At 64.8% G+C, this 17842-nt stretch carries 20 protein-coding genes; 8 read left to right on the top strand and 12 right to left on the bottom strand.

What is annotated here, in order from left to right:
* Together IB243_RS26915 and IB243_RS26910 are read left to right on the top strand one after the other, a co-directional pair.
* Positions 1-404, top strand: a 404-nt coding sequence (locus IB243_RS26915; protein ID WP_255509306.1) for an isocitrate/isopropylmalate family dehydrogenase, incomplete at its 5' end; no start/stop codon positions are given.
* 101 nt (positions 405-505) lie between these two features.
* A complete protein-coding gene (locus IB243_RS26910) occupies positions 506-997 on the top strand; it encodes a hypothetical protein (protein WP_225585421.1) in 492 nt (163 codons plus the stop codon).
* Between the two features lie 50 nt (positions 998-1047).
* On the opposite strand, the gene IB243_RS26905 is transcribed toward IB243_RS26910, so the two are convergent.
* The 3 genes from IB243_RS26905 to IB243_RS26895 all read right to left on the bottom strand — a co-directional run bounded on the left by IB243_RS26905 (position 1048) and on the right by IB243_RS26895 (position 2516).
* Positions 1048-1329: a hypothetical protein gene (locus tag IB243_RS26905; RefSeq protein ID WP_010459949.1), complete on the bottom strand. Its 282-nt coding sequence runs from the start codon at positions 1327-1329 to the stop codon at positions 1048-1050.
* A gap of 424 nt (positions 1330-1753) precedes the next feature.
* Entirely contained in the window at positions 1754-2140 is a 387-nt protein-coding gene (locus IB243_RS26900) for a VOC family protein (RefSeq protein WP_010459945.1), read from the bottom strand.
* Positions 2141-2291: 151 nt separating this feature from the next.
* Positions 2292-2516 carry a hypothetical protein gene (locus IB243_RS26895; RefSeq protein ID WP_192430108.1) on the bottom strand — a complete coding sequence of 75 codons (225 nt, stop codon included), beginning with the start codon at positions 2514-2516 and terminating at the stop codon, positions 2292-2294.
* 71 nt (positions 2517-2587) lie between these two features.
* On the opposite strand from IB243_RS26895, the gene IB243_RS26890 reads away from it, so the two are divergent.
* Positions 2588-3475 carry a LysR family transcriptional regulator gene (locus tag IB243_RS26890; RefSeq protein WP_192430107.1) on the top strand — a complete coding sequence of 296 codons (888 nt, stop codon included), beginning with the start codon at positions 2588-2590 and terminating at the stop codon, positions 3473-3475.
* Positions 3476-3498: 23 nt separating this feature from the next.
* Here IB243_RS26890 and IB243_RS26885 read toward each other — a convergent pair whose 3' ends face one another.
* From IB243_RS26885 to IB243_RS26875, 3 genes are read right to left on the bottom strand one after another with little or no spacing between them, the layout of a single operon-like run.
* Entirely contained in the window at positions 3499-3744 is a 246-nt protein-coding gene (locus IB243_RS26885; RefSeq protein ID WP_192430106.1) for a hypothetical protein, read from the bottom strand.
* The gene (locus IB243_RS26880; RefSeq protein WP_057270777.1) at positions 3741-4166 is read right to left on the bottom strand and encodes a VOC family protein; all 426 of its coding nucleotides are present in this window, start codon (positions 4164-4166) and stop codon (positions 3741-3743) included. The genes IB243_RS26885 and IB243_RS26880 overlap by 4 nt, the downstream gene beginning before the upstream one ends.
* Positions 4166-4720, bottom strand: coding sequence for a helix-turn-helix domain-containing protein (locus tag IB243_RS26875; RefSeq protein ID WP_225585415.1), 555 nt, complete (start codon positions 4718-4720; stop codon positions 4166-4168). The genes IB243_RS26880 and IB243_RS26875 overlap by 1 nt, the downstream gene beginning before the upstream one ends.
* Positions 4721-4981: 261 nt before the next feature.
* Between IB243_RS26875 and IB243_RS27240 the strand changes: the two genes are divergently transcribed.
* Together IB243_RS27240 and IB243_RS27235 are read left to right on the top strand one after the other, a co-directional pair.
* The gene (locus IB243_RS27240) at positions 4982-5422 is read left to right on the top strand and encodes an NAD(P)H-binding protein (RefSeq protein ID WP_225585414.1); all 441 of its coding nucleotides are present in this window, start codon (positions 4982-4984) and stop codon (positions 5420-5422) included.
* Positions 5383-5751: a hypothetical protein gene (locus IB243_RS27235; RefSeq protein WP_225585413.1), complete on the top strand. Its 369-nt coding sequence runs from the start codon at positions 5383-5385 to the stop codon at positions 5749-5751. Before IB243_RS27240 ends, IB243_RS27235 begins: the two co-directional genes overlap by 40 nt.
* Before the next feature lie 108 nt (positions 5752-5859).
* Here the strand turns inward: IB243_RS27235 and pmbA are convergent, their stop codons facing one another.
* On the bottom strand, positions 5860-7302 hold the full coding sequence (pmbA, locus tag IB243_RS26865; RefSeq protein WP_192430105.1) for a metalloprotease PmbA: 1443 nt from the start codon (positions 7300-7302) through the stop codon (positions 5860-5862).
* Positions 7303-7366: 64 nt separating this feature from the next.
* On the opposite strand from pmbA, the gene yjgA reads away from it, so the two are divergent.
* Positions 7367-8038: a ribosome biogenesis factor YjgA gene (yjgA, locus tag IB243_RS26860; protein ID WP_192430104.1), complete on the top strand. Its 672-nt coding sequence runs from the start codon at positions 7367-7369 to the stop codon at positions 8036-8038.
* Entirely contained in the window at positions 8031-8651 is a 621-nt protein-coding gene (gene mog / locus IB243_RS26855; RefSeq protein WP_192430103.1) for a molybdopterin adenylyltransferase, read from the top strand. The genes yjgA and mog overlap by 8 nt, the downstream gene beginning before the upstream one ends.
* A 105-nt stretch (positions 8652-8756) precedes the next feature.
* On the opposite strand, the gene cysE is transcribed toward mog, so the two are convergent.
* Both cysE and IB243_RS26845 read right to left on the bottom strand, forming a co-directional pair.
* A complete protein-coding gene (gene cysE / locus IB243_RS26850) occupies positions 8757-9536 on the bottom strand; it encodes a serine O-acetyltransferase (RefSeq protein WP_057222886.1) in 780 nt (259 codons plus the stop codon).
* 36 nt (positions 9537-9572) lie between these two features.
* Positions 9573-10385: an RNA methyltransferase gene (locus tag IB243_RS26845; protein ID WP_192430102.1), complete on the bottom strand. Its 813-nt coding sequence runs from the start codon at positions 10383-10385 to the stop codon at positions 9573-9575.
* Between the two features lie 174 nt (positions 10386-10559).
* On the opposite strand from IB243_RS26845, the gene IB243_RS26840 reads away from it, so the two are divergent.
* Positions 10560-11516, top strand: a complete 957-nt coding sequence (locus tag IB243_RS26840) for an inositol monophosphatase family protein (protein ID WP_057222882.1) — start codon at positions 10560-10562, stop codon at positions 11514-11516.
* Positions 11517-11552: 36 nt separating this feature from the next.
* On the opposite strand, the gene IB243_RS26835 is transcribed toward IB243_RS26840, so the two are convergent.
* The 3 genes from IB243_RS26835 to IB243_RS26825 form a co-directional block, all read right to left on the bottom strand.
* Positions 11553-12683, bottom strand: coding sequence for a two-component system response regulator (locus IB243_RS26835; RefSeq protein WP_057222880.1), 1131 nt, complete (start codon positions 12681-12683; stop codon positions 11553-11555).
* Positions 12684-12707: 24 nt separating this feature from the next.
* A complete protein-coding gene (locus IB243_RS26830) occupies positions 12708-17594 on the bottom strand; it encodes a PAS domain S-box protein (protein ID WP_192430101.1) in 4887 nt (1628 codons plus the stop codon).
* Between the two features lie 42 nt (positions 17595-17636).
* The coding region (locus tag IB243_RS26825) for an EAL domain-containing protein (RefSeq protein ID WP_192430100.1) at positions 17637-17842 on the bottom strand (206 nt) is incomplete at its 5' end.

Genomic DNA, 17842 nt, shown 5'->3' with positions numbered 1-17842 from the left:
GCTTTGTGCTGCAGCCCGGCCGCTTCGACGTGGTGGCCGCCACCAACTTGTTTGGCGACATCCTCTCCGACCTGGGCCCGGCCACCACCGGCACCATTGGCCTGGCACCCTCGGCCAACCTGAACCCCGAGCGCCACTTCCCCAGCCTGTTCGAGCCCGTGCATGGCTCGGCCCCCGACATCTACGGCCAGAACATCGCCAACCCCATCGCCATGATCTGGTCCGGCGCACTGATGCTGGACTTCTTGACCCAGGGTCAGGGCGCAGGACGGGCGGCGCACGATGCCATCGTCAACGCCATCGAAGAAGTGATCAAAAGCGGGCCGCGCACGCCGGACCTGGGGGGCACGGCCAGCACCACGCAGGTGGGACAGGCGGTCGCAGCGTTGGTTGGACGCCACTGAACGCCGCCCTGTTTCTGAAAGGCCAGACGCTCAAGAGAGCGCTCCGCGTATCCGATGGCAGACTATGGGCCTCCATTCCAACACCTGCCAGGAGAGTTGCTTTGAGCCTTAAAACCATTCCTCTTTTGTTGATCATTGGCGGCCTCGTCTGGCTCGGCGCCGAGTACGCAGAGAACCGCAAGCGGCCTTCGCGACTGACGGTTCCTACGGAAGCAGAGCTGAGCACCGTTTCCGGCAAGGCGATCAACGCCCGCGTCATTGAACGTAAGAGCAAAAAGAACGTGCTGGCAAGCCGCTTTACCGAACTCGACATCAAGGGTGCCGAGGGCATTGTCACCGTGCGTGTGGGGGAGCCCAATTCCGAGCGTGTACTGACTGGCCTGAGCGGTGAAACCGTGACTGCCAAATTCGACCCCAAAGACGAAAAGGCGGTGTTCAGCCTCAGCACGCCTACCCGCCAATTGATCAACTATCGCGATACAGCTGCGTACAAACACAAACTCGTCGAGGCCAACAGTAGCGGCTACACGGTGGGCTGGATTGTGGTGGCGCTCGGTGTCGCTGGCCTGTGGATCAGTCGCAAGTTGCAATAGGGTCAGTCTCCAACGAGTACACAACCGCACCACCCCGATACCTCGGTTCACTACATCTCCTTGGTTGAACGCTGGCCTACACCTTCGGACATGCGGCGACGCGTTTCCGAAACTGCAGCGGTGATGGCCGGGTACTGCGCCGCTTTGAGAACCCAGGCGGAGACGAGGCCCAGCAACCGCGTGTCGATCGGGGCATCGGCCTGCAGCGTATTCGCGGTTTTCCCGAAGACATACCGGAGCGTACGGCCGCAGATACCCATATCCAAGCTTTCCCTGCCCCTGGTATGGGCGATTTCGATGATGGACAGGACGGTGGCACCCAGCAGCGTCATCGCCTGCTCGATGCGGCGTGTCAGCAGGTAGCGGCGAGGCGGGATGCTAAAGGTCTCGCGAAATGAACAAGCACAAGCGCTTGTAACACCCAGTGGCCTGCACAAGCCGCTGCACCGACCAATCCTCGTTCGGGGTTGCATTCATGCGGTCCTTCGCGCGGAGCAGGCGGCGCAACAAGGCCGAGGATTGTGGCGCCCCGATTTCTTGCGAACCAAGAGGCTGGGTATGAAGGTCGATGAATGAAGCACAGACAGGAAGCAGCTTCTCTGCTTTCTTCAAGGCTGGTGAAAAGCACATCTTCCAGAATCTCCGCCCCGGAAACAGACATATGGACTCCTGGGAACGATCAATGCCAAGGTGCCCCAGGGGTGGTTGAACCAAAAAGACCTGGCGCTCCAACACAGGGACGCCACCAGCGTACTCTCAAGCCGACGCTATATCCTCGTGGAGGCAGAGGTAGTTGCCCTCGGTGTCCTTGAACCACGCCGCCTTCTCGGCCCCGAGAACGCACACGTGATTCACGGTCTTGAGGCCCGGGAAGTCGTAGTCCTCAAAGACCACCTTCGCGCGTTTCAGCGCGTCGATGGTGGCCGCTATGTCTGCCACCTGGAAACTGATGGCCGTGTGGTCGGCCTTGGTGCCTTCCGGCTTGGGGAACAGCGCCAGTGTGCTGCCACCTACCGCATAGATGAACTTGCCATCGGACCGGAACCCGCCGGGCTTCAGCCCCAGGCAACCCTCGTAGAAGGCACGGGCGCGGTCCATGTCCATCACAGGCAGCATGGTGGTTACGGAGGAATCGGACAACATACAAAGTCCTTTCGCTCAATCCGGCCCTGCATTCGGTCTTAGCGCCTCCTGGTGGGCACCAGGCTCCAGTCCAAGGCCGTCCGACCGGTTTTGCAGTGTAGGCCGATCCCCACGGCAGCACCAGTGCAGACAGTGCAGGTGCGCACCTCCATCACCCCCCATGGGGCGGTACCTTGAAGTTCTCGGTGATGTGCCTTTCGGCGCGCGCCAGGACGGCGCCCAGCGCCGCGAGCCGCCGCTGGCAAGCGATGCGTGCGCGCCGAAGCCAGCGGCCCTGTCCTGCCAAGGTGGGGGGTGCCTTCGGCACAGCGTCTGCGGGCGAATGGGCCGTGACGTCATCGGAAGTACGAGGGTTCAAACGGGTGGGATGCAACATGGCCCGCATGCTCGGGCTTGGCTTACCATCTGTAAAGTTGAATTCAATGAAGCCTCAATTCATAAAAACTGATGCGTAACTTCAACCTGGACCACCTGCAAACGCTGATCGCCATTGCCGACCTGGGCAACTTTGCAGCGGCCGCACAGGCGCTGCACCTGGCGCCACCCACCATCAGCCTGCACATCAAGGAGCTGGAATCCCGTCTGCAGGCCGACCTGGTGGTGCGGGGCCGGCGGCAGGCCGAGCTGACCCCCGCCGGCGAGGTGCTGGTGCAGGAAGGACGCCAGCTGCTGCTCGCTTGCGACGACCTGATGGAGCGCGTGCGCCGCCGCGCCTCGGGGCGCGAGGGCATCGTGCGCATGGGGGTGTCGGCGGGCGTCAGCACGCAGCTGCTGCCGCGCATGCTGGAGGCGCTGGCGGCGCGCTGCCCCGGGGTGGAGATCCGTCTGGAGGCCGTGGGCTCTGCCGATTCGATGCAGCGGCTCAAGGCGGGCACGCTCGACATCGGGATCATCGCCAGCCCGCAACCGCCTTTGGCCGAGGTACGACAGGCCCCCTGGCGCAACGACCCCATGGTGGCCCTGCTGCCCGCAGCGTGGGAGGCGCCCGAGTTCGTGACCCCTGACTGGCTGGCCAGCCGCCGCTGGGCATCGTTTGCGCCCGCCACACAGATGCACGGACTGATTGCCAACTGGTTTGGCCAGGCGGGCCACCACCCTCGCCCCTTCCTGGCCTTGAGCTACCCCGGCGCGCTCAAGAGCCTGGCGGTGGCCAGCCAGTGCGCTGCGTTGCTACCGCTGGAAGAGGTGGAGGACCAGCAGGGAGCGGACGACGTGCAGATCCGTCACCTGCAGCCGCCGCTCATGCGCCCCATGGCCGTGGCGCACCGCCACCAGCCACCGCCCTCGCCTGCGGTGGAGGGCGTGCTGCAACTGCTGGCCGACTTCGCAGACTAATGGCTGCGCGCCGCCGCCCGCCATCACGCGGGCGGTAAGCCCCGAGCGTCGGGAGAACGCCGCACCGCAGACCGCCGCAAATAGGGCTGCACAAACAGGTACAGCCCCGTCAACAGCAGCAGTGCCAGTGGCGGCAGGGGTGCATACGTCACCCAATCCGGCGGGTTGCCCGAGCCCTGCGCACGGGCCACAAAGTTGGCGACGACGGCCAGCGTGAACGCCATCGACACCCAGCGGTGAAGGCGCCGAATGCCCACGCCGGCGCTCATTGCGCATCTCCGGCGGCGAGCTGGATCATCTTCCAGCCATTGCCCGCCGGGTCGCGAAAACCCGCATCCACGTTGCCGTACCGGTCCACGGGCTCCTGCGTGAACTCCACGCCCTGGTCGCGCAGCCGGGCATACGCAGCGCGGCAGTCCGCCACATGCAACACCAGCGGCGGCATGGCGCCCTTGGCCACCATGGCGCGCAACGTCTGCGCCGTGGCGGCATCGTGGATGGGCGGGCCGGGTGTGAACAACCCCAGCTGAAAGTCCGGCTGATCGGGATGCTGCACCGTCAGCCAACGGTACGGCCCGTTGCGCACGTCGGTGTGCACACGAAACCCCAGCTTGCCCTCATAAAACGCCAGCGCCTCGTCCTGGTCGTCCACATACACACCCACTACACCAATGCCCTGGTTCGTTGTCATCAGATCTCCTTGGTTGCTGATGACGGGTTTGTACCTTCCGCCAGGCGGCGGCGCTTCTCCAAAACTGCTGTGGTGAGGTCGGGACGCTGTGCGGCTTTCAACACACAGGCGGGCACCTGGTCCAGGGGCGTGGCGGTAGCCTGGGCCTCCAGCCGTACCGCACTGGGGCTCTGCCCCGTGATGTCGCGAAAGATGCGTCCGAAGGTGCCCAGGCTTTCCCACCCGGTGGCAAAGGCGATCTCGGTGACGGGCAAGTCTGTATCACGCAGCAGCGTGGTGGCCTGTTCGATGCGCCGGGTCAGCAGGTAGCGGTGGGGCGGGATGCCAAAGGCTTGCCGGAAAGACCGGGCGAAATGCGCTTGCGACACGCCGCTGACCTCGGCCAGTCGCTGAACTGGCCAGGCCTCGTGCGACGCGGCGTCCATGCGGTCCTTGGCACGCAGCAGGCGGCGCAGGAGGGCGGGGTCCTGGGGCGCAACGGGGTCGCTCGGCGCAGGATTCGGATTGCGAATGGCTTCGCGAAGGGGCGGGGACTTCGAGGGCACAGAAGGCATGCGCAAAGCATATCGCCTCCATCCACGCTATCCCTTGGCGCCTCCCCCCTCTGGCGGACAGCCCCCAGCACGCCATGAATGGCCACGATCCCTTTTTCTTCGTTCAAGCCAGCAGCCCGTGAACAAAGTCACCGTCTGCCCGATCCGCCACACCCGCAGACCTTGGCGCTTGACCGGTTGCATGGAATCATCGCCACACCACCCATCGATGACCATCGGGCCGTCGGCAGGCAACATCCCCTCTCTTCTTCGCGATTCCTCATGAAGCGTCTTCTGATTCTCGGAGCCACGGGCTCCCTGGGCCGCCACGTGCTGCAGCAGGCCGTTGCGGCAGGCCACCAGGTGTCGGTGCTGGTCCGCAACCCCGCCAAGCTGCCCACCGAATTGCGGTCACGCATCACGGTGCACCAAATGGATCTCGGCACCGTGGCCATCGGCGCCCTGGCGGACATCATCCGTGGCCACGAGGCACTGATCAACTGCGCCGGCCTGGTCACCGAAGGGCGGGTTTTTGTGCAGCTCGTGGACCGGATTGTTTCCAGCGTTGAATCTCTGGCCCCTGCCGAGCGTCCCACATGCTGGTTTCTCGGTGGTGCCGCCGTGCTGGACATCGGCCCAACAGGGCGGCGGGGCGTCGAGCTGCCCAAGGTCCGCGACACCTATTGGCCGCACCTGAAAAACTTCGAGCGCCTGAGCGCCTGAGCGCCTCATCGCTCGATTGGCGCCTGCTGTGCCCCGGGCCGATGGTGGACCAGCCAGCACTGGGCACCGCCAATCTGCGCATTGCGTCAGACCAGCTGCCGACGCCCATCCCGGCTTTTGCCGGCAAGCTGCCAAGCCTGCTGATGTTGCTGCTGTTTGCGTCGAAGGTGCCGCAAATGATCATCCCCTATGCGGATGCGGCCGCCGTGATGCTGGCGCACCTCACCCCCCGGGACGCCATGTCGCGCCACCGGGTGGGGCTCGCGCTGCCCGTGGGCATGCGCGGTAAAAAAGACACTTGGGCGGCCCGGCCCGGCAGCACTGCCTGACACCTTGCGGACAAAAAAACCCTCGCCGTGGCAGCCATGGCAAGGGCCCTTTGGGGTGGAAGGCTTGCGTTCCGGCCTCCACACAACGGTGTCACGTCTCTGTGAGCGTCAGCTCCCCGCCACCTTCATGCGGTTCACTAGGATCGATCCTACCGTCTTGGCACCGTAGTTGTAGGCGTCCGCCCCCACGGCCTCGATGCCCTTGAGCATGTCCTTGAGGTTGCCTGCGATGGTGATCTCGTGCACCGGGTAGGCAATCTTGCCGTTCTCCACCCAGAAGCCGCTCGCGCCGCGCGAGTAGTCGCCCGTCACGTAGTTCACGCCCTGGCCCATCAGTTCCACCACAAAGAGGCCGGTGCCCAGCTTTTGCAGCATGGCGTCCAGGTTGTCGCTGGCTTGCGTGAGGCGCGAGGTCATCACCAGGTTGTGCGAGCCGCCCGCATTGCCCGTGGTCTTCATGCCGAGTTTGCGGGCCGAGTAGCTGGACAGGAAGTAACCCTCGACGCGCCCTCCTTTGACCACCTTGCGCGGCGCCACGCGCACGCCTTCTTCGTCAAAGGGCGAGCTGCCCTTGCCGCGCAGGATGAAGGGGTCTTCCAGGATGTCGATGTGTTTGGGGAAGACCATCTTGCCCAGCGAGTCGAGCAAGAAGCTGCTCTTGCGGTACAGCGAGCCGCCGCTGACGGCCTGCACAAAGCCGCCCAGCAGGCCGGCGGCCAGGGTGGATTCGAACAGCACCGGGCATTGCGTGGTGGGGATCTTGCGGCTGCCCAGGCGGCTCAACGCGCGCTGCGCGGCGTAGCGGCCCACAGCCTCGGGCGATGCCAGTTCAGTGGCATCGCGCATGGAGCTGTACCAGGCATCGCGCTGCATCTCGGCATTTCGGCCGGGCAGCGATGCGATGGGCGCCACCGAAAAGCTGTGGCGCGAGCTGGCATAGCCGCCGCGAAAGCCGCGTGTATGGGCGCTGAAGAAATGGCTTTGCTGCGCCGACACACCCGCGCCTTCGCTGTTGGTGATCCGGCGGTGGGTCTTGAGCGCGGCGGCCTCGCAGGCCTTGGCGATTTCAGCGGCCTCTTCGCTCGTGATGGCCCAGGGGTGGAACAGATCCAGGTCACGGTGTGTGTCCGCAGGGGCGATGTCATCGGCATCAGGCAAACCCGCCACGGGATCTTCGGCCGTGAAGCGGGCGATGTCGTACGCGGCCTGCACGGTCTGCTCGATGGCCTTGTTGGAGAAATCGGAAGTGCTGGCATTGCCACGGCGGTTGCCGAGGTAGACCGTCACGCCCAGGGATTTGTCGCGGTTGCGCTCCACGTTCTCCAGCTCGCCCTTGCGCACGCTGACCGACAGGCCGCAGCCCTCGGACGCCTCGCCGCCTGCGTCGGTGGCGCCGAGCTTTTTGGCATGGGCCAGGGCGCGGTCCACCAGGTCTTCAAAGAACGCGCGGCTGTAGCTGAAGCCGTTGTCAGGGGTGCGGGAGGTGGCAGGCGCTGGCGCAGCGGAAGCCGCGCTTTGGGCGCGCGCGGCGCGGGTGGAGGGTTTATTCATAGCGGCAGCTATGATACTTGCCGCTGTGGCGCGCTCTGCGCCGCTTCTCTTTTTGCCCCCACCCATGTCACGCAAACCCAAAAAAGGCTACTTTGTGCGAGGCCAGTTCGTTGCCGAAGGCAGCGAAATGGACATTCAGCTCAAGGCCGAACTCAAAGGCACGCCCGATGCCAGCCGCACCGATCTCAAGCGCGAAAGCGACGAACTTCAGGATCTCGGCAAAGAGCTGCTGAGCCTGCGCGCCGACCTGTTCGAGGCGGTGGGCCTGCCCGACAAGCTGGTGGACGCGCTGGCCGAGGCCAAGCGCATCACCAACTTTGAAGGCAAGCGCCGCCAGATGCAGTACGTGGGCAAAATCATGCGCAAGCTCGAACCCGAGCTGGTGCAAGCAGCCCGCCAGGCGCTGGAGGAGCAGCACAAGGGCTCGGCCACCGAAAAGATGCAGCTGCACCTGGCTGAACACTGGCGCGACCGCCTGATTGCGGATGACGAGGCCCTCGCACCCTGGATCGCCGAGCACCCCGGCACCGACACCCAGCAGCTGCGCGCGCTGATCCGCCAGGCCCGCAAGGACGCACAGCCTGCCGGCAAGGAGGCCAATGTCCAGGTCTCGCAAGGCCTGGCCCCCCGCAAGGGCCGCGCCTACCGAGAGCTGTTCCAGCTGGTGCGTGAGCACCTGGGCGGCACGGGTGCTGACGATGCCAGCGACATCGACGGGGAAAACGGCGATGAGTGAGCCCGTGGGCAGCCCTGCACCCCACCACGACGCCGTGAAGATCGGCATCGTGTCCATCAGCGACCGCGCCAGCTCCGGTGTCTATGAAGACAAAGGCCTGCCTGCGCTGCAGGACTGGCTCACGCGCGCGCTGCACAACCCCATCGCGTTCGAATCACGCCTGATCCCCGATGAACAGGATGGCATCAGCGCCGCGCTGGTCGGGCTGGTCAACGCAGGCTGTTGCCTGGTGCTGACCACCGGTGGCACCGGCCCCGCCCTGCGCGACGTGACGCCCGAGGCCACGCTGGCCGTGGCGCACAAGGAGATGCCGGGCTTTGGCGAGCAGATGCGCCAGATCAGCCTGAAGTTTGTGCCCACCGCCATCCTGTCACGCCAGGTGGCCGTGGTGCGCGACCAGAGCCTCATCATCAACCTGCCCGGCCAGCCCAAGGCGATTGCCGAAACGCTAGAAGGCCTGAAGGACGCCGACGGCAAGCAGATCGTGCCCGGCATCTTTGCCGCCGTGCCGTACTGCGTGGACCTGATTGGCGGCCCGTATCTGGAAACGCGCGACGAAGTCTGCAAGGCGTTCCGGCCCAAGAACGCGGTGCGAGCGCCCCGCCCGGCCTGATTTCTCAAGATTCAAAGAAAAATAGCTGCCAGTGCTTATCTCACAAGCGCTAGCAGCTATATTTTTTATAGCAATCTGATTTTTGAATACAGCGCTGGCAAGCCGCTACTTGCCCACCAGCTCGTTGAGCTTGCCCGCCTCGAACTGCTCCTTGAGCGCCGCATCACACGGCACGCAGTCCTTGTTCTGCGGGTTGGCGGACAGTTTCTCGATGGCCTGCCACAGCAGTGCAATCTGGTGCTCCTGCGACGAGGCGTTGTCGATCAGCCCGCGCATGGCCTGCGAGAGCGGATCGTCCTCTTGCGTGATGCCATAGGCCGTGAACTTGGGGGTCTGCTGGGGCTCGGTCACGTCGGCGCTCTGGCCTTCTTTGGACGGGATGATGCGTGCCGGAATGCCCACCGCCGTAGCGCCTGCAGGCACGGGCTTGATGACCACCGCGTTGCTGCCGATCTTGGCGCCGTCGCCCACTTCAAAGCCGCCAAGCACCTTGGCGCCCGCACTCACCACCACATTCTTGCCCAGCGTGGGATGGCGCTTGCTGCCCTTGTAGAGCGATGTGCCGCCCAGCGTGACACCCTGGTAGATGGTGCAGCCGTCGCCGATCTCGGCAGTCTCGCCCACCACCACGCCCATGGCATGGTCGAAGAACACACGCTCGCCGATCTTGGCGCCGGGATGGATCTCGATGCCCGTGAACCAGCGCGCAAAGTGCGAGATGAAGCGCCCCAACCACTTCAGGCCGTGGTGCCAGCACCAGTGCGCCGGCCGGTGCAGCCAGATCGCGTGCAGGCCCGGATAACAGGTGATCACCTCCCACGTGCTGCGCGCGGCAGGATCGCGGTCGAGGATGCACTGGATATCGGAGCGCAGGCGGGCGAACATTGGTTGTTATGGTTATTTGTAAATGGGCTGCACAGTCTATCGTTTCGCCTGCGCCGTCTCGATCATGGCTTTGGCGACACCTCTCAAGATGTGGATTTCCTCGGGGCTGAGCTGCGCGCGGTTGAAAAGCTGGTTAAGGCGGGGTATGAGCTTCTTGGGCGCGGCCGGGTCCAGAAAGCCGATGGTGGTGAGCGCCTGCTCCCAATGGCCCAGCATGCCCGCCACTTGGGCGGCGTCGGCCAGGGCGCGGGCGGGCGTGGCATCCAACACCGGGAACCCGCCCAGCGCCATGCGCCACTCGTAGGCAATCACCTGGATGGCGGCGCCGAGGTTGAGCGAGCCAAAGCCGGGGTTGGTCGGAATCGACAGTGCTACGTGGCAGCGGTACACATCCTCGTTGGTCATGCCAAAACGCTCGGAGCCAAACAGGAAGGCGACACCGGCCTGGCCGGCTGCCACCGATGGGTTGGGTGCTGGTTCCTCAGAATTTTGAGTGTTTTTGGCCTCTAGCGCTTGTCCTTCAATCGCTAATAGCTCTTGTTTTAATAGCATTTCGAAATGGGCACGCGGCGCTGCCGTGGGCGGCCCGAAGTCGCGCGGGGTCATCGCTGTGGCGCACAGGTGGCTGATGCCGTCCAGCGCCTCGTCCAGCGTGGCCACGATGCGGGCGTTCTCCAGCACGTCCAGGGCGCCGCTGGCGCGCTGGATGGTCTCCTCACGCCGCAACACGTTGGGCCAGCGCGGGGCCACCAGCACCAGGTCGTCAAAACCCATGGTTTTCATGGCGCGGGCGGCAGCGCCCACATTGCCGGCGTGGCTGGTGTTGATCAGGACAAAACGGGTCTTCATGGGCAAAGGCAGGACGAGGGCAAAGGGCGGGCGGTTAGGCGAAAAGGGACACTGCGGGTAAAATCCCGCCCTCATTGTCGCCGCCCGCATCGCCGGGTCGGATCGCACCGCTCCTGATTCGCAGGCTGCCCATGCCACCGTTGCATGCGGGCACCCTGCTCACCACCACAATTTATGTCGTCCAATCTGCACCCCATGCTTAACGTGGCCATCAAGGCCGCACGCGCCGCCGGCGCCATCATCAACCGCGCGGCCCTTGACGTGGAATCGGTGCGGATCTCGCAAAAGCAGATCAACGACTTTGTGACCGAAGTGGACCACGCGTCCGAAAAAATCATCATCGAGACGCTGCTCACGGCCTACCCCGGCCACGGCATCCTGGCCGAAGAGTCGGGCACCGAATACGGCGCCAAGGATTCGGAATTCGTCTGGATCATCGACCCGCTGGACGGCACCACCAACTTCATCCACGGTTTTCCCGTGTACTGCGTGAGCATCGCCCTGGCCGTCAAAGGCAAGGTCGAGCAGGCCGTCATCTATGACCCCTCGCGCAACGACCTGTTCACATCGACCAAGGGCCGTGGCGCCTACCTGAACGAACGCCGCATCCGCGTGAGCAAGCGCACCCAGCTCAAGGACTGCCTGGTCTCCACCGGCTTCCCGTTCCGCCCGGGCGACAACTTCAAGAGCTACCTCAACATGATGAGCGACGTGATGCAGCGCACGGCTGGCCTGCGCCGCCCCGGCGCCGCCGCGCTGGACCTGGCCTATGTCGCCGCTGGCTTCACCGATGGTTTCTTCGAGACCGGCCTGTCGATCTGGGACGTGGCTGCGGGCTCGCTGCTGGTAACCGAGGCTGGTGGCCTGGTGGGCAACTTCACGGGCGAAGCGGACTTTCTGGAGCAGCGCGAGTGCCTGGCGGGCAACCCCCGCATCTACGGCCAGTTGGTGCCGATTTTGGGCAAGTACAGCAAGTTTGCGAGCGCGGGCGACAAGGCGGCCGTGCGCCAAGCGGCTGCGGCAGACGCACCCGTCAGCGCTGAAGCCGAGGCTGCAGCCGATGTGGAGTCCGACACCACGGGTGCCGCCCCACAGGCCGACGCCCCCAAGAGCGAAGACGCGCCGTTCTGATGTATGCCTGAGCACCGTCCCCTATCGGGACTGTGCTCAGTTCGGGTCGGGGTATTTCTGGGCAATGCTGCGGAAGTCTTCCGCAATGTCCACAAACGCATCGACCATGTCAGGGTCAAAGTGCGTGCCCTTGCCCCGCACGATGGTGTTGCAGGCCTGGTCGTGCGAAAACGCAGGTTTGTAGACACGCTTGCTGATGAGCGCGTCGTACACATCGGCCACGGCCATCAAGCGCGCCGACACCGGAATGGCATCCCCCGCCAGGCCTTGCGGATAACCTGAGCCATCCCACTTTTCCTGGTGGCTGTAGGCGATCTCCTTGGACACGCTCAAGAACGCCACGCGCATGCCCAGGCGCCGCTCGGCTTCATCAATGGCGTTGCGGCCCAGCGTGGTGTGGGTTTTCATGATCTCGAACTCATCCACCGTGAGCTTGCCGGGTTTCAGCAAGATGCTGTCGGGGATGCCGATCTTGCCGATGTCGTGCAACGGAGCGGACTTGTACAGCAGCTCGATCATGCGGTCATTGAGCACGGGCTCGAAACGCGGGTGGTGGCGCAGCCGCTCGGCCAGCGTCTTCACGTAAAGCTGGGTGCGGCGGATATGGTTGCCGGTTTCGTTGTCGCGGGTCTCGGCCAGCGAGGTCATGGCCATGATGGTCACGTCCTGAATGGCCTGCACCTCCAGCGTGCGCATGGCGACCTCGCGCTCCAGGTAGGAACTTTTGTCGCGCAGGAAATCCGCGGTGGCCTTGAGCGCCAGGTGGGTGTTCACCCGTGCCAGCAGGATGGGCGGGCTGATGGGCTTGGTGATGTAGTCCACCGCGCCCAGGGCCAGGCCCATGCGTTCGTCATCGGGATCGGAGCGCGCCGTGAGGAAGATCACCGGGATGTCGCGCGTGGCCGGTGCTGCCTTCAGGCGCCGGCAGACCTCGTAGCCATCCATCTCCGGCATCATGATGTCCAGCAGGATCAGGTCGGGAGGTGTGCCTGACTGCGCAATCTTCAGGGCCTTCTCGCCATGGTTGGCCACCTTCACCAGGAAATGCTCGCGCAGCAGGCTGCCCATGAGGGTGAGGTTGTCGGGCGTGTCGTCCACCACCAGCACCGTGGCGATCGGCTTGTCAACAAGAACGGCCTGCGGGGAGGCAAAGGGCGCGTTGTCCATGGAAGTTCCTGGGTGTGGTGCCGCTCAAGGGGTATGAACGGCAGGGTATTCGGGGCCTGACACGGCGGCCATTGCCTCCAGTGCCTGCTCAAAATCAAAATTCAGGGTGTGCATCTCGACCACCGCAAAGGTGTGGCCCAACGCGGGCTTGAGCACCTGGACATTGTGTTGGAAAAACTCGGAAGCCGCTGGGTCGTCCTGCTCCAGCAGGCCGCGCAACTGTTGCAGGGCCCCTTCGAAATCCAGCGCTTTCAGCCCCGCCGCTGCAGGGGCGTCCGGCCCGTGGGGCTGCCCGGGTTGCGACCCATGCATCCACGCCTGCAATTCCGCCAGCATGGGCTGCAACGCGACGCCCAGGTTGGCCCTGAGTCCAATGATCGCGTCTGCCGGAACCCCGCTGCGGATGGTCTGTTCCAGCGCTTCAGCATGGGCCGACACCTCCTGTGCGCCAATGTTGGCCGCCACCGAGCGCAGGGTATGGGCCAGGCGCTCTGCCAGCACCATGTCTCCGTTGGCGACGGCTTGCTCCAGGTCCGCAAGCACCGGCGACTGACCTTGCACAAACCGCCGCAGCATCTCGGCATAGAGCCTCGGCCTGCCCAGGGCGCGCTGCAGGCCCAGCGACGTATCCAGGCCCGCCACGGTGGGGAAGGACGGCGCCGGGGCAGCGTTGGCGGTGGCCAGAGCCATGGCGTCATTCTCCGTGCCTGCGCCGGTGCGGACCGCACCGTCCGACGACGCCTGGCCCAACCCCGGCCGGGGCCGAATCCATCGGCCCAATGCGGTCCACAGCGCCGCAGGCTCGATGGGTTTGGCCACATGGTCGTTCATGCCGGCGGCAAAGCAGCGCTGGCGATCAGCCTCCATGGCGTTGGCGGTCATGGCCACGATAGGCAGGTGAACATGGCGCGGGTCGCGGCGCAGTTGCCGCGTGGCGGTTTCGCCGTCCATGACAGGCATCTGCATGTCCATCAGCACCACGTCGTAGGCCTTGCGCTCGATGCGATCAAGGGCGATCTGGCCGTTCTCCGCCACATCGACGGCAAAACCGGCTTCGAGCAAGAGTTCAACCGCCACCATCTGGTTGAGCTCGTTGTCCTCCACCAGCAGCACCGACGCACCCCGGATTTCCAGCGGCAGCTCGTCTGCCGCAGGCGCGGGGGTGACCACGCGGCGTGGGCTGTAGGTGGAGTGTTCCAGCGGCTGCATCAGCGTGTCGAACAGCAGCGAGGCATTGACGGGCTTGATCAGCACCGTGTCGATGCCCTGCGCGCGGGCGGCGCGCATCACGTCCTCCCGCCCGTAGGCTGTCACCATGAGCATCTTGGGCACCTGCGCCATGCCCAGGCCCCGGATGTGGCCCGCCAGCTGGATGCCGTCCATGCCCGGCATGTGCCAGTCGAGCAGCAGCAGGCCAAACGGCTGGTGCCGTGCCATGGATTCGCGCAGGCGCTCGAGGGCTTCCAGGCCCGAATGGGCCTGCTCCACCTCAAAGCCCATGGCCAGCAGCATGTCAGACAGCACGGTGGCCGCCGTCTGGTTGTCGTCCACCACGAGCACGCGGCGGCCCCGCAGGTCAGGGGGTGGCAGCAGCACGCGCGCAGGCGCCCCGCGTTCAAGCGGCACAGCCACCCAGAACGTGGAGCCCTGGCCATAGGTGCTCTCCACACCGACCTCGCCCCCCATCAACTCCGCAAGGCTCTTGCAGATGGCCAGGCCCAGACCCGTGCCGCCATAGCGGCGCGTGGTGGAGGTGTCTGCCTGCTGGAAGCTCTGGAACAGCCGCCCCATCTGTTCCGGCGTGAGCCCGATGCCGGTGTCGCGCACTTCAAAACGCAGCATCAACCGATTGCCCGCGGCCTCCAGCACCCGCACGGCGATGCTGATCTCGCCCGTTTCAGTGAACTTGATGGCGTTGTTGGCAAAATTGATGAGAATCTGGCCCAGACGCAGCGAATCGCCCACCAGATTGGGGGGCACGTCGGCCGCCACATCGCAAACCAGCTCCAGGCCTTTGGCACCGGCCTTGTAGCCCACCACGTCGGACACACTCTCCAGCATGCGGTCGAGCACGAAGGGCTGCTTCTCCACCATGAGCTTGCCCGCCTCGATCTTGGAGAAATCCAGGATGTCGTTGATCACGCCCAGCAGGTGCTGGCCGGCCTGCTGGATCTTGCTCACGTAGTCGTGCTGGCGCTCTGTCAGGCCCGACTTGAGCGCCAGGTGCGACATGCCGATGATCGCGTTCATGGGCGTGCGTATCTCATGGCTCATGTTGGCCAGAAAATTCGACTTGAGTGCGGTGGACTCCTCCGCCAGTTCCTTGGCGCGGCGCAGGTCCTGCTCGGCGCGCTGCCGGTCGGTGATATCGACAAAGGTGCCGATGGCCCCACCCGGTGAGCCATCGGGCCGCGAGAAACCGTGCAGCCAGAACAAGGTGTGGTGCACCTTTCCGTCCGCATACGGCAGGTCCACCTCCTTGTGCACCGACTGGACCCCATGCAGGGCCTCCTGGGCATCTGCATCAAAGCGTTCCCGCTCAGCCTCAGGGAGGAACTTGAGGTCCAGCACGGTCTTGCCGATCAAGGCCTCGCGCTGTACGCCAAAGGCCTGCTCATAGGCGCGGTTGAAACCGATGTAGCGGCCATCTGCGTCCTTGTAAAACAGCGGCACGGGGATGGCGTCAATGAGTGCCTGCTGAAAATCAAGCTGCTCGGCCACACGGGCCTCCAGCAGCTTCTGGTCGTGGATGTCCACATTGACACCCACCACCCGCACGGGTTTGCCGGCATCGTCGCGGAAGATGCGGGCGGCCGACAGGAACCAGCGCACCTCGCCATCGGGCCGCACAATGCGCCAGGAATCGCGCAGATCGGGGGCGCCGCTCGCAAGGCATTGATCAAAGTACGACGCTGCGCGGTCCCTGTCGTCCGGGTGCAGGCACTCCATCCAGTCGCGCTTGCTGCGCCCCTGCGCCTGGGGCGGCAAGCCGAGCATGGCGACCAGTTTTTCACTCCACAGCACCTCGTCTGCCACCAGATCGATGTCGAACACGCCAATCTTGCCAGCCTCCTGTGCCAGCTCCAGACGGTCCTTCGCCTGCTGCATGGCGATCTCTGCCCGCCGCTGCTCGCTGACATCTTCGATCACCCAGATGGATGCACTCCGGAAACCATCCATCTGCAGGTTGCGGCCCGCCATCCGCGCTTCGAACCGACTTCCGTCCAGGCGGCACAGCGTTGTGGTTTGGCGCACGGCCCGCCCTGCGGTCAGCACCGGGCCCACATCGACGTAAAAACGCTTTGCAAATTCACCGCGTCCGAGCAATGCCGCCACGCTCAGTCCGAGCAGGTCTGCCGCGGAGCCCCCCATCAGTTCCACAAACGCGGGATTGAACTGCCGGAACTTGCCATCTCCCACCAGCGCGATGGGGGGGGCGTTGTCAAAGATGGCTGTCTGCTGCTCCAGCAACTCGTTGAGCAGTCGTTCGCGCCGCTCCAGCTCCTTCTGGGCCTGGATGCGCCCGGAGACATCTTCATGCAGGCCGACAATGGCAATGCGGTTGCCACGCTCGTCAAACACCGGCGACAGCGTGGCCTCATCGTGGTAGATGCCCCCATCCTTGCGGCGATTGACAAACTGCCCTTGCCACGAGCGGCCTGATAGCAGCGTGGACCACATCTCCTGGTAGGTTTGCGCGGGGGTCTGGCCACTGGCTACCACCGAAGGTTTCTTGCCCCGCACCTCTTCCAGCGTGTAGCCCGAGCTGCGCTCGTACTGTGGATTGACCCAGTCGATGCGGCCTTCTCCGTCGGTAATGACCACCGAGACCGGGCTGCTCCCGAGCGCGGCGCCCACAACCCTGAAGCGCTCGAGCGCAGCACCCATCCGCGCGCGGCTGCGCAGCAGATCCAGCAGCAGCAAGCCCAGCAGGAACAACAGCACGAAGGCGACCCCTCCCACCTTCATGCGCTCAGACCAAGGCACCAGGACACTCACATCGTCCAGCATCGCCAGTTGCCACTGGCCTCCCGGGTCACCCCAGTCGATGTGGCGGCGCTCTACCGCGTAGGACACCCCGTTGAGGACGACCTCGCCCGCATCCGGCGCAAACGGCAAGGAAGAAGCCAGCCCCTTGTCGAAGTGGCTGCCAAACTGGCGGGACGCCCGGATCGAATCAATGCGCGCCTGGGTGAGCGGCGGGGCCACGGCAAACAGCCACTCGGGCCGCGTGGAGGCAAACACCACGCCTTGGGGAGACAGCAGCACGGTGGGCATCTCGGTACGCTTGAGCACCTCGTCAAACAACTCGAAACCCACCTTGAACATCACCACGCCGATGATGGAGCTGGACGGCGTCTCGTTTTCATACAGAGGTGCAGCGTAGTAGAGCCCACGCTCCTGCGAGTTGCTGCCGATGGCGGCGTACACGCTGATGGCCCCCTTGATGGCCTGCTGGAAATATGGGCGGAACGCCAGGTTGAGACCGGTGGAGCGGGTGCCCGGCGTCTCGTGGGCCACCACGGTGCCGTCGGCGGACATGACATAAACCCCGTTGACCAGAAACCGCCCACGCGCTACCCCCAGCCGCGCAAGGGCTTCGGGGTCATCCGGCGCCAGCTGCCCCAGGGCCATGGCCTTGAGCATCGGTTCGCTCAGCCCGAGCAGCGACACCGCGCCCAGCATGCCACCACCCGTGATCCGGGCTTGCAGGGTGTCCACCGTCTGCTGCAGCAACTTGGCGCGCTCGGCTGCGCGCTCGGCACCTTGCCAGTGCATGGCCCCCAACACCACCAGCCACGCCCCCACCAGTGCCGCGGCCACTACCAGCACCAGGCCACGCACGCCAGGGGCATTGCGGTCCAACACCTTGTCCAGAAACCCGCCTACGCCCTCACCCACCCGCGTCACTCCGAACCTCCGACCAGGCCCAAGAAACATCTCTGGCAAAACTTAACGCGTGGGGTACAACAAGGCATCAATATCCCCCACCGGCCCGGGCCGGCCAAAAAGAAACCCCTGAAACCCCTCGCACCCATGCAGCCTCAGAAAACTCAGCTGCCCCGTCGTCTCCACCCCCTCGGCCACCACCTCCAGGTCCAGGCTCTTGGCCAGCGCCAGGATCGTCCTCACGATCGCCGCGTCGTTCGGGTCCGACA

This window comes from Acidovorax sp. ACV01 (genome assembly GCF_014851495.1).
Lineage (GTDB): Bacteria > Pseudomonadota > Gammaproteobacteria > Burkholderiales > Burkholderiaceae_C > Acidovorax > Acidovorax radicis.
Note: the sequence above shows the minus strand (reverse complement) of the source record. Positions and strands in the feature narration are given on the sequence as shown.

What these genes read in the sequence shown, in the direction of transcription:
- IB243_RS26905 (WP_010459949.1), bottom strand. Translation starts at nt 1,329, where the DNA reads ATGACGCTGCTGGGTGCCACCGTCCTGTCCATCATCGAAATCGCCCAT.
- IB243_RS26900 (WP_010459945.1), bottom strand. Translation starts at nt 2,140, where the DNA reads ATGTTGTCCGATTCCTCCGTAACCACCATGCTGCCTGTGATGGACATG.
- IB243_RS26895 (WP_192430108.1), bottom strand. Translation starts at nt 2,516, where the DNA reads ATGTTGCATCCCACCCGTTTGAACCCTCGTACTTCCGATGACGTCACG.
- IB243_RS26890 (WP_192430107.1), top strand. Translation starts at nt 2,588, where the DNA reads ATGCGTAACTTCAACCTGGACCACCTGCAAACGCTGATCGCCATTGCC.
- IB243_RS26885 (WP_192430106.1), bottom strand. Translation starts at nt 3,744, where the DNA reads ATGAGCGCCGGCGTGGGCATTCGGCGCCTTCACCGCTGGGTGTCGATG.
- IB243_RS26880 (WP_057270777.1), bottom strand. Translation starts at nt 4,166, where the DNA reads ATGACAACGAACCAGGGCATTGGTGTAGTGGGTGTGTATGTGGACGAC.
- IB243_RS26875 (WP_225585415.1), bottom strand. Translation starts at nt 4,720, where the DNA reads ATGCCTTCTGTGCCCTCGAAGTCCCCGCCCCTTCGCGAAGCCATTCGC.
- IB243_RS27240 (WP_225585414.1), top strand. Translation starts at nt 4,982, where the DNA reads ATGAAGCGTCTTCTGATTCTCGGAGCCACGGGCTCCCTGGGCCGCCAC.
- pmbA (WP_192430105.1), bottom strand. Translation starts at nt 7,302, where the DNA reads ATGAATAAACCCTCCACCCGCGCCGCGCGCGCCCAAAGCGCGGCTTCC.
- yjgA (WP_192430104.1), top strand. Translation starts at nt 7,367, where the DNA reads ATGTCACGCAAACCCAAAAAAGGCTACTTTGTGCGAGGCCAGTTCGTT.
- mog (WP_192430103.1), top strand. Translation starts at nt 8,031, where the DNA reads ATGAGTGAGCCCGTGGGCAGCCCTGCACCCCACCACGACGCCGTGAAG.
- cysE (WP_057222886.1), bottom strand. Translation starts at nt 9,536, where the DNA reads ATGTTCGCCCGCCTGCGCTCCGATATCCAGTGCATCCTCGACCGCGAT.
- IB243_RS26845 (WP_192430102.1), bottom strand. Translation starts at nt 10,385, where the DNA reads ATGAAGACCCGTTTTGTCCTGATCAACACCAGCCACGCCGGCAATGTG.
- IB243_RS26840 (WP_057222882.1), top strand. Translation starts at nt 10,560, where the DNA reads ATGTCGTCCAATCTGCACCCCATGCTTAACGTGGCCATCAAGGCCGCA.
- IB243_RS26835 (WP_057222880.1), bottom strand. Translation starts at nt 12,683, where the DNA reads ATGGACAACGCGCCCTTTGCCTCCCCGCAGGCCGTTCTTGTTGACAAG.